The organism is Gordonia sp. (in: high G+C Gram-positive bacteria) (genome assembly GCF_020438995.1).
Taxonomy (GTDB): domain Bacteria; phylum Actinomycetota; class Actinomycetes; order Mycobacteriales; family Mycobacteriaceae; genus Gordonia.
In genome coordinates, this window is the sequence record NZ_JAGQTN010000200.1 from 1 (window position 1) to 10,077 (window position 10,077).

The 10,077-nt window shown below is 67.2% G+C and carries 9 protein-coding genes; 6 read left to right on the forward strand and 3 right to left on the reverse strand.

The window, feature by feature from the left end:
- Nucleotides 1–1,718: ABC transporter substrate-binding protein/permease (locus KDB67_RS14620; RefSeq protein WP_291016973.1), on the forward strand; the 1,718-nt coding region annotated here is incomplete at its 5' end.
- A 50-nt stretch (nt 1,719–1,768) separates the two neighbouring features.
- On the forward strand, nt 1,769–2,521 hold the full coding sequence (locus KDB67_RS14625) for an amino acid ABC transporter ATP-binding protein (RefSeq protein ID WP_291016975.1): 753 nt from the start codon (nt 1,769–1,771) through the stop codon (nt 2,519–2,521).
- Nucleotides 2,522–2,525: 4 nt separating this feature from the next.
- Here KDB67_RS14625 and KDB67_RS14630 read toward each other — a convergent pair whose 3' ends face one another.
- Both KDB67_RS14630 and KDB67_RS14635 read right to left on the reverse strand, forming a co-directional pair.
- Nucleotides 2,526–2,978, reverse strand: coding sequence for a peroxiredoxin (locus KDB67_RS14630; protein WP_291016978.1), 453 nt, complete (start codon nt 2,976–2,978; stop codon nt 2,526–2,528).
- 51 nt (nt 2,979–3,029) lie between these two features.
- Complete coding sequence (locus tag KDB67_RS14635) at nt 3,030–3,695, reverse strand: PaaI family thioesterase (protein ID WP_291016980.1); 666 nt, start codon at nt 3,693–3,695, stop codon at nt 3,030–3,032.
- 187 nt (nt 3,696–3,882) lie between these two features.
- Here KDB67_RS14635 and KDB67_RS14640 point away from each other — a divergent pair, with 187 nt between their 5' ends.
- The 4 genes from KDB67_RS14640 (at nt 3,883) to KDB67_RS14655 (ending at nt 9,103) form a co-directional block, all read left to right on the forward strand.
- Nucleotides 3,883–4,764, forward strand: a complete 882-nt coding sequence (locus tag KDB67_RS14640) for a lysophospholipid acyltransferase family protein (RefSeq protein WP_291016983.1) — start codon at nt 3,883–3,885, stop codon at nt 4,762–4,764.
- 73 nt (nt 4,765–4,837) lie between these two features.
- Nucleotides 4,838–6,517 (forward strand): AMP-binding protein, encoded by a 1,680-nt coding sequence (locus KDB67_RS14645; protein WP_291016989.1) that lies wholly within the window; start codon nt 4,838–4,840, stop codon nt 6,515–6,517.
- 7 nt (nt 6,518–6,524) lie between these two features.
- Nucleotides 6,525–7,949, forward strand: a complete 1,425-nt coding sequence (locus tag KDB67_RS14650) for a wax ester/triacylglycerol synthase domain-containing protein (RefSeq protein ID WP_291016985.1) — start codon at nt 6,525–6,527, stop codon at nt 7,947–7,949.
- Nucleotides 7,946–9,103 carry an alpha/beta hydrolase family protein gene (locus tag KDB67_RS14655; protein ID WP_291016987.1) on the forward strand — a complete coding sequence of 386 codons (1,158 nt, stop codon included), beginning with the start codon at nt 7,946–7,948 and terminating at the stop codon, nt 9,101–9,103. Before KDB67_RS14650 ends, KDB67_RS14655 begins: the two co-directional genes overlap by 4 nt.
- Nucleotides 9,104–9,218: 115 nt before the next feature.
- Here KDB67_RS14655 and mscL read toward each other — a convergent pair whose 3' ends face one another.
- Complete coding sequence (gene mscL / locus KDB67_RS14660; RefSeq protein WP_291016992.1) at nt 9,219–9,965, reverse strand: large conductance mechanosensitive channel protein MscL; 747 nt, start codon at nt 9,963–9,965, stop codon at nt 9,219–9,221.
- Between the last annotated feature and the right edge of the window lie 112 nt (nt 9,966–10,077).

A 10,077-nucleotide genomic window follows, 5' to 3' on the forward strand; every position in this document is an offset into this window, starting at 1 on the left:
ACGCCGCGCCCGACAACTGCGTCGCGCCCGGCTTGGCGTCGGCGTCGGCGGCACCGGTCAACCTGGCCGCCGCCGACGAGGGCGGCGTCGACAAATACACCACGCCCACGACCACCCCGGTCGATCAGATCGACGTCAGGGCGCTGGAACTGATCACCCCCGGCACCATTTCCGTGGGCACCCTCTCCGACGCCGGGCCGAGCATCTGCGTCAACCGCAAGGGCGTGTTCACCGGCTTCGACAACGAACTGCTCAAGGCCGTCGCCGCCAAGCTCGGCCTCAAGACCACCTTCGCCGGCACCGAATTCGCCGGCCTGCTCTCGCAGGTGGCCAACAACCGGTTCGACGTCGGATCGTCGTCGATCACCACCACCGACGAACGCCGGCAGACCGTCGACTTCACCAACGGCTACGACTTCGGCTACTTCTCGCTGGTCGCGCCGCCCGACGGCAAGGTGACCAGCTTCTCCGATCTCGGGCCCGGTCAGCGGATCGGCGTGGTGCAGGGCACCGTGCAGGACGACTACGTCGTCAACACCCTCAAGCTCGACCCGGTGAAGTTCCCCGATTACGCCACCGCTTACGCCAACCTCAAGACCGGGCAGATCGACGCCTGGGTGGCGCCGTCGCAGCAGGCCGAGGGCGCGGTGAAGCCCGGCGACGGGGTCAAGATCACCGAGAATACGTTCAGCGTCAACAACTTCGTGGCCTGGGCCGTCGGCAAGAACAAGCCGAAACTGGTGGCTGCGCTCAACTCCGGACTTGATGCGATCATCGCCGACGGTACCTACGCCAAGCTGTACACCGACTGGGTACCCCGCGAACTGCCTGCGGGCTGGACCCCCGGCAGCAAGGCAGCCGCGAAACCCGACCTGCCCGACATCGCCGCCATCGCCCGCGACAACGCCGCAGGCAAGGAGGACGACACCGGCACCCGCAAGGGCACCCTCGCGCAGTTGAGCGACACCTTCTTCAACTGGGACCTCTACAAGGAATCGTTCCCGGACCTGTTCAAGACCGGCCTGCCCAACACCCTGCTGCTGGCGCTGGTGTCGGGGGTGCTCGGCACGCTGCTCGGCCTGCTGCTGGCCGTCGCCGGTATCTCCCGCTCGCGGTGGCTGCGCTGGCCCGCCCGCATCTACACCGACATCTTCCGCGGCCTGCCCGCTGTGGTCGTCATCCTGATCGTCGGGCTCGGCATCGGCCCGGTGGTCAGCGACGTCACCGGCAACAATCCGTACTGGCTGGGTGCGGTGGCGCTGGCGCTGCTGGCCGCGGCCTACATCGGTGAGATCTTCCGCTCCGGTATCCAGAGCGTCGAGGCCGGGCAGCTGGAGGCCTCGCGTGCGATCGGCTTCTCCTACGGACAGTCGATGCGGCTGGTGGTGATCCCGCAGGGCGTCCGGCGGGTGCTGCCCGCGTTGATGAACCAGTTCATCAGCCTCATCAAGGACAGCTCGCTGGTGTATTTCCTGGGTCTGCTGGCCAGCCAGCGCGAACTGTTCGCCGTCGGCCGCGACCTCAACGCGCAGACGGGCAACCTGTCGCCGCTGGTCGCCGCGGGTCTGGTGTATCTGCTGCTGACGATCCCGCTGACGCATCTGGTCAACTACATCGATCATCGGCTGCGCACCGGGCGTCCGGCACCCGTCGAGGACGATCCGGAGCCGCTGGTGACCAGCGACGGTGTGGTCCCAGAATCTCCCAAGAAGTTGTAGCCCGGTAGCCGTGAGAACCCGAAAGAGACCGAGAACCCGAAAGAGACACTGTGTCAACCACATCCACAACCACCAAGCAGGCGGTGTCGCTCACCGGCACCGGTCTGCACCTGGCGTTCGGGAACAACAAGGTGCTCAAGGGCGTCGACATCCACGTCGACGCCGGCACCACCACCACGGTGATCGGGCCCTCGGGATCGGGCAAGTCGACGCTCCTGCGCGTCCTGAACCGTCTGCACGAACCCGACAGCGGCGACATCGCCCTCGACGGCCGGTCGGTACTCCAGGACAACCCCGACGACCTGCGCAAACGCATCGGGATGGTGTTTCAGCACTTCAACCTGTTCCCGCACAAGAGCGTCGCCGACAACATCGCACTCGGCCCCCGCAAACTCAAGGGCCTGAACAAGGATGAAGCGCGGGCGGCGGCGCTGCGGCAGCTCGAACTCGTCGGCCTTGCGCACAAGGCCGACGCCCGGCCGGCCAACCTGTCGGGCGGACAGCAGCAGCGGGTGGCCATCGCGCGGGCACTCGCGATGGAGCCGCAGGTGATGTTCTTCGATGAGGCCACCTCGGCACTGGACCCCGAACTGGTCAAGGGCGTGCTGGCGTTGATGGCCGACCTCGCCTCCGGCGGCATGACGATGGTCGTGGTCACCCACGAAATGGGCTATGCCCGAAACGTTTCCGACAACGTCGTGTTCATGGACCAGGGAGTGGTGGTAGAGACCGGCAAGCCGGAACAGATCTTCACCGACGCCGCATCCGAGCGTCTGCGGACATTCCTGTCGCAGGTGCTGTAGCCACTCAGCTCTTGGCCAGCGCCTTGAGTGCGGCGTCGGCGTGCACGTTCATGTTGATCTCGCTGTGTACGGCCGCCACGATCACCCCGTCGGCGCCGATGGCGAAGGTGGCCCGCTGGTTTGGCAGGATGCCGATGCGCCGGCTCACGCCGTATTGCCGGGCCACCGACTTGTCCGCGTCCGACAGCAGCGGGTAGCCCAGACTGAACGTCTTGTCGAAGGTCTTCTGCTTGGTCACATCGTCGGCGCTGATGCCCAGGACGCGTGCGCCCGCCGCGGTGAACTCGCCGACGATGTCGCGGAAGTGGCAGGCCTCCTTGGTGCAGCCGGGGGTTAGCGCCGCGGGATAGAAGAACAGCACCGCCGGGCCCTCGGCCAGCACCGACGAGAGCGTGACGGGGTTGCCGTCCTGGTCGGGCAGGGTGAAGTCGGGCGCGGTGTCGCCGGTCTTGAGCACGATGTCTCCTGGGTGTTCCGGGGGCAGGGCTGTGCGCGTACTCCAGCCACTCTAGTCGGGACGCTGTGCGCTGCCGTCGACGCTGGTGAGCGGGCGTGCATTCGATTCCTTGGGGAGGATGAACACGCCCTCGGCGACGACGGTGTCGCCCTGAGAGTCGGAGATGGAGCCGCGCACGATCTTCTTGCGGCCCGCCCGCTCGGCAACGTGGGCGGTCGCCTTGAGTGGGGTGAACAAGAAAGTCGGCCGCAGGAAGCGCACGGTGATGGTGCCGGTGTAGGCGGCCTGTTCGTCGCGGGCGGCGGCCGAGCCGAGGATCGCGTCGAGCACCATCATCGAAATACCGCCGTGGACGCAGCCGGGCGGTCCCTCATACGGTGCGCCGAGGGTGAATTCGGCGGCCGAGCCGCCCTCGGGCGGGTAGGTGAGGGTGAGTGGAGGCGCGACACCGTTGGACAGCCCGATCACGGCGTTTCCCCAGGCCATGCCGCTGCCGTTGGAGTTGTATCGCACGCCGAACGCACCGTCGATCTGTGTGGTGCGCAGCGTTGCGGCGATGTCGGAGATCTGCGTGGTGGCCGCGCGGATGGTGTCGTCGTCGACCTCGGTGCGGATCGCGGCGTCGATCAACTCGCGGACCGCCGCGCCGAGGGGTCCGTACAGGCCGGCGAGGCGGCGGATCTCGTCGTCGGGTAGATCGTGATGTTGAAAGTCCATACGGTAAGCCTATCTATAGCGTCGCGACCCGTAAGCTGGTTGCCGGACCGAGTTGGTGATACCCCGAAAACTGTAACGTGTTCTAATTTAGGATGTAGTAACGGCAAGGTCGGCTGTACCGGAGGCGATCGCAGCAGGTGATCGCCCGGGGGAGCGCCACGACAGGCGCGGAGGAGTGCGAGAGAAGATGACCGACGAACCAACGGCACCGGCCGGCGAGGCCAAGCCGGGCGGGGACAAGGCTCAAGGAGACGGGGCTCAAGGGGACAAGACCGATGGGCTGCGCACCGATCTGGTGGCACGCGACGAGGACTGGGTCAAACGGGTCCTGCCGCTGCTGCGCCTGATCGCCAAGACCTACTTCCGGTCCGAGGTCACCGGAATGGACAAGGTACCCGACGGCGGCGTGCTCATGGTGTCCAACCACTCGGGCGGCATGATGGCCTTCGATGTGCCGGTCATCGGCGTCGCCTTTGCCGACCAGTTCGGCGAGGACCGGCCCCTGTACACCCTTGCCCACGACCTGGTGTTCACCGGACCGGGTAAGGACATCTTCGGCAAGGTGGGCTTCTTGCCCGCGCACCCCAAGAACGCCGTCCGCGCACTCAAGGAGGGTGCCGCCACGCTGGTGTTCCCCGGCGGGACGTGGGATGCGATGCGGCCCACCTCCGACATGGCCAAGATCGACTTCGGTGGCCGCACCGGCTACGTCAGGACCGCACTCAAGGCCGGCGTGCCGATCGTGCCCATCGTGACGATCGGAGGGCAGGAGACGCAGTGGTTCATCAACCGCGGCGACACCTTGGCCAAGCTGCTTCGCCTGGACAAACTGATCCGTGCCGATTCCGCCCCGTTCATCTTCGGTTTCCCGTTCGGCCTGAGTCTCGGTGCCTCGCTGAACGTCCCGTTGCCGTCCAAGCTGGTCACCGAGGTCCTCGACCCGATCAACATCGCCGACGAATTCGGCGATGATCCCGATATCGACGTCGTCGATGCGGAGATCCGCAAGCGGATGCAGCACGCGCTCGACGGTCTCGCCGCCGATCGGCGGTTCCCCATCATCGGTTGACGGGGCAGGACTGACAGGCCTGGCCCGGGAATACGACATAAGAAAGGTCCGACGAGAGACGATGAGGCGGGGAATGGACATCACCGGTGTGGTGGCAGCGGTCCGCGGCCGGATCATGGCATTGATCTGGGTGGTCCGCGAACTGGTCGGCAGCGGGTTTCTCGCACTGCTGCGGCCCGACAAGTACGCGCGGATGGGGCTGGCCATGTACCGGCACGGCGGTGCGTCACCGGTCAGCGGCATCGGCCTGGCAGCCGCCCGCAACCCGAACGGCATCGCGATCATCGATGAGGCCGGACCGGTCACCTGGGGTGAACTGGACCGGCGGGCCGACGCCCTGGCCGCGGCGCTGGCCGCCATGCCGCGCGCGTCGACCGTCGCGGTCATGTGCCGCAATCATCGCGGCCTCGTCGAGTCGATCGCCGCGGTGTCGCGACTCGGCGCCGACTCGGTGCTGCTCAATACCGGTTTCGCCGCACCACAGCTCGCCGACGTGCTCGAGCGCGAGAACGTCGACGTGCTCATCGCCGACGACGAGTTCGACGGACTCCTCGGTCCGGCCGTGCAGCGGCTGCCCGGATTGCGGGTGGTGCGCGCGTGGATCGAAGATCCGGATGCCGACGTGGCCGGCACGGATTCGCTGGACGGACTGATCGAGGCGCACTGGGGTCACCGCGCAAAGCGTCCGGCCAAGGCGGGTCGCATCGTGCTGCTCACCTCGGGTACCACCGGCACACCGAAGGGAGCGCGCCGCGGCGGCAGCACCGACGTCTCGTCGCTGGCCGCGATGTTCGAGCGCATTCCGTGGCGTGCGGGGGAGTCGACGGTGATCGCCGCACCGGTCTTCCATGCCTGGGGATTCGGCCAGATGGCCATCTCCTCGACCATGACCTGCACGATGATCATGGCCCGCCGGTTCGATCCACAGGGCACGCTCGACCTGGTGCGCAAGCATTCGGCCACGGGCCTGGCGGTTGTGCCTGTGATGCTCGAGCGCATCATCGACCTGCCGGCCGAGGTGCTCGACGCCCGGCCGACGCCGTCGCTGCGGTTCGTCACCGCGAGCGGTTCGCGGATGCGGACCGAGGCGCTGCTGGCGTTCATGGACCGCTACGGCGACATCGTCTACAACAGCTACAACGCCACCGAGGCCGGCCTCATCAGCACCGCGACCCCGGCCGATATGCGCATCGCCCCCGAGACCGCCGGTCGTCCCCTCACCGGGACGAACGTCCGGATTCTCGACGACGACGACCACGTGCTCGGCACCGACGAGATCGGACGGATCGTCGTGGAGAGCAACTCCGGATTCGACGGCTACACCTCCGGCAACACTAAGGCGTTCGCCGGAAACCACATGGTCTCCGGCGACGTCGGCCGCATCGACGGCAACGGACTGTTGTTCGTGGTGGGCCGCGACGACGAGATGATCGTCTCCGGCGGCGAGAACGTGTACCCGCAGGAGGTCGAAGAGGTGCTCGGCGCGTATCCGGGTGTCGGGGAGGTGGCCGTGATCGGTGTCGACGACGAGAAGTTCGGTCAGCGGCTGGCCGCGTACGTGGTGCGCCGGCCCGGTGCCGAACTCGGCGAAGCCGACCTCAAAGAGCACGTCAAGGCGCAACTCGCCGGCTACAAGGTGCCGCGCGAGGTTCATTTCCTCGATGAGCTGCCCCGCAACGCGACCGGCAAGGTGCTCAAGCGCGCACTCGGCGGTGGCCCGGTGGCGGGCGGCCCCGAAGCGAAAGTGGGGTGAGGACATCATGGAACGGCTGAGCGGGCCCGACGCCCTCATGCTGAATATGGAGACACGCACGACGCCGATGCACACGCTCAAGATCGCGGTCATCGACACCTCGCGCCGGGGAAAGCCCGTCACACTGCGTGAACTCGAGGACGTCCTGCCGCGGTATCTGGGCAGGTTCCCGCGGGCCACCCAGCATCTCGAGCGGCTGCCCGCCTATCAGGCCCGGCCGTTCTGGGTGCGCGACAAGGAATTCGACATCCGAAACCACCTCGAAGAGGTCACCCTGCCCGCACCGGGCAGGCGGACGGAACTCGACGCGGTGCTCGCCGGGCTGGCCGTGCGGCAGTTGGACCGGCACCGTCCGCTGTGGGCGCTCACTCTGGTGCACGGGGTCACCGGCGGTCGCCAGGCGGTGGTGGTGCGCATCCATCACGCGGTGGCCGACGGCCTGGCCGCGCTCAACACGTTCAGGGGCGCCACATCGGAGGAGGGCGGGGTCATCGAGCCCGCGCCCATCGACCCCACCTCGGCGCCGGCCGATCGCCGGGTGCTGGGCAGGATGGCGCGTGAGGAATCGCGCCGCCTGATCCGGGCGATGCCGGGAATGGTCGGTGGGTTCGCCCGCGCCGCGCATCTCAAGAGCAGCACGCCGACTCTGCCCAAGCCGCTCGCGGTGCCGCGCAACAGTTTCAACACCCCGAGTGGTGCCGTGCGGGTGTGCGCCAGCGGCGACATCCCGCTGGCCGCGGTGCAGAAGATCGCGACGGCTACCGAGACCACCGTCAACGGCGCCCTGCACGGGGTGATCGCCGGTGCGATGCGCGCCGAACTGCTGTCTCGCGGTGAGGATCCGGGAGCCCAGGTCAGTGTGTTCGGGGTGTGCAAGGACATCACCTCGCCCCGCACCTGGGGAAACGAGATCGCCACTGCCGCAGCGTATCTGCGGGCGGACCTGGAGGATCCGGTGGAGCGGGTCAAGCAGACCGCCACCAGTTGCGGGGAGGCCGTCGCCTATCGACGGCAGGTCGGTTTCGAGCTGACGGAGAAGACGTCGGCCTACACAGGGCGGCTCGGACCGGTGTTCCGGATTCTGGCGGCGCACCGCATGCCGCGGGTCATGAACAACATCACCACCGCGAACATGCCGGGGCCCAAGAAGACCCGCTGGGTCGGTGACATCGAGGTGGTCGACTGGGTGTCGTTCGCGCTGGCGATCGCACCCGCCGACGTGAACCTGACCGCCTACAGCTACGCGGGCCGAATCACGATGGGTCTGGTGTCGACCCCCGAGTCGATGCCTGATCCGCACAGTTTCCTTGAGCGCGTTCATGATTCGCTCAACGAGGTATCCCGGGCGTTGGACCTGCCGGAAAGTCCGCGTCTGGTCTGGCTCGAGTCGGACAGCGGTTCCGACGGTCTGAAGATAGAGGAAAAGCGTTGAAAAGCTGGGAGACCGGGTTCAGCCGGGCCTATATGTTCGCCGAGGTGGTACCCCGGTCGCTGCGCAGCGCCCGGATCGCGCACATCCGCGACACCCGCAGCGGTCGTCCCCGGTCGGGATGGGGACCTCGGGCCGTCGGTGAAACCGTCTTCGATGAGTTCTTCATCGCCATCAACTCGGTGCTGCGCGACATCCCCGCCGACGAGGCGATCACCGCCTACGTGGACCGGTGTGCGGTGATCGCCGACGAGTTCGCCACCCTCGGCGTCCGGGGGGCCAACCAGGATCCCGGACCGCCCGAGATCCTGTCCCGGCAGTCGCGCCGATTCATGGCCACGCCGTACGACCAGATCACGTTCCGGGTCAACGACCCACTGCCGGCGTCCGTCGCGGGGTTCGACCCGGCCGCCGACGACGAGGCATCGGCGCGGGTACTGAGCCACGGCGGTTCGCGGCGCCGCTGGCTGATCTGGGTACACGGCGCCGCCCAGGGCAGGCCCGACGACCTGTTCACCTTCCGGGCCGCGCACCTGCACAACAATCTGGACTTCGAGCTCGTGCTGCCGGTTCTTCCCGCCCACGGGCCGCGCAGCGTGCCGGGCGTGGCGTATCCGGGTTTCGACCCGATCCTCAACGTGCTGATCACGATGCGGGCGGTCGCCGAGATCCGCTCGCTGATCGGCTGGATCGAAACCCACGACCCGATCGACATCACCATCGCCGGCACCTCGCTGGGCGGGCCGATCGCGGCGCTGGTGGCCTCGCTCGATCCGCGGGTGTCGTCGGTGATGGCGACGGTGCCGATGCTCGATATGCACCGCACCCTCACCCACCACATGTCCCGCGGCGGTATCCGCGGCAAGTTGATGGCCGACTTGCTGAGCAGCGAACCCGTGCGGACCGTGTCGGCCGTGATGGATCCGCTCAGCGTCGAACCGTACGCCGAGCCGGACCGGCGAATGGTGATCGCCGCGCTCAACGACCGCATCACCTCGGTCACGGCCGCCCAACGGCTGCATCAGCACTGGGGTGGGCGGGTGCACTGGTACCAGGGCAGCCATGTCGGGTCGGTGTTCTCCGGCGACGTCAAGGCCGTCGCCGACAACTTCCTGCTCGGCAGGCCGTCACAACCGGTCAACCATCCCGCCGGTTAAGGCGTGAGGAGCGAATGCGACGAGCCTCGAAACCTCGCGAGATGACATTGTCGTCTCGCCAGGTTTCGAGGCTCGCGGGGCCTCGCACCTCAACCTGCTGGGAGGGTGCTTCCCATCAGCGGGAGTGTCTGGGCCCATCGTCGCCGGGGAACTCACCTTCGGGGAACTGGCCGGGATAGCTGCCGGGTGCCGGGTAGTTGCCCTGAGCCGGGGGTGGCGTCGGGAAGCCACCGGCGGGCGGCGGAGCGCCGAACTGCGGCGGTCCACCCGGGGCGTTGAAGCCAGGACCACCCGGGGGCGGGCCCTGCGGCGCGGGCGGCGGGGTCGCGAAACGCTGGGTGGCCCCGGTCGGGATCGCGGCGGCGGCGGCTTTCTCGGCCGCTTCCTTCTCTTCTGCGGCCTTCTTCTTGGCGGCGATGGTGCCGTCGGCATCGAGTAGGTCGCGGATCTCGGTGAGCAGCGACACCTCGTCGTCGCCGTCCTCTTCGTCGTCCTTCTTACGCAGCTCGGAGAGCTTGGTGTACGGCATGACGATGAGGAAGTAGACGACCGCGGCGATGATCAGGAAGTTGATGATCGCGGTCAGCAACGCGCCGAAGTCCATAAAGGTCGCTTCGTTGTCGCTGAGAATCTTGAAGCCGAGTGGACAGCTCTGGATCGGTCCGGCGATGGTGCCTTCGGCCGCTTCAGTCGCGGCAGGAGCCGAGTCACAGCTGCCGGTGGGAATGGCGGCGAACAGCGGTTCGATGATGCTGGATGTGAAGGCGGTGACGATCGCGGTGAACGCACCGCCGATGATCACGGCGGTCGCCAGCTCGACCACGTTGCCTCTGAGTATGAATTCCTTGAAGCCTTTGAGCACGGCGTTCCTCTCGTGTGGTCGATACCTGCTCGTCAGTACGTCGATTGTCCAGTACTTCTGGTACTTCACTTCTGGTACTTCCGTGCGACCGGCGAATGTGGTCGTTGCGACC

What these genes read in the sequence shown, in the direction of transcription:
- KDB67_RS14635 (WP_291016980.1), bottom strand. Translation starts at nt 3,695, where the DNA reads ATGGACTTTCAACATCACGATCTACCCGACGACGAGATCCGCCGCCTC.
- KDB67_RS14640 (WP_291016983.1), top strand. Translation starts at nt 3,883, where the DNA reads ATGACCGACGAACCAACGGCACCGGCCGGCGAGGCCAAGCCGGGCGGG.
- KDB67_RS14645 (WP_291016989.1), top strand. Translation starts at nt 4,838, where the DNA reads ATGGACATCACCGGTGTGGTGGCAGCGGTCCGCGGCCGGATCATGGCA.
- KDB67_RS14650 (WP_291016985.1), top strand. Translation starts at nt 6,525, where the DNA reads ATGGAACGGCTGAGCGGGCCCGACGCCCTCATGCTGAATATGGAGACA.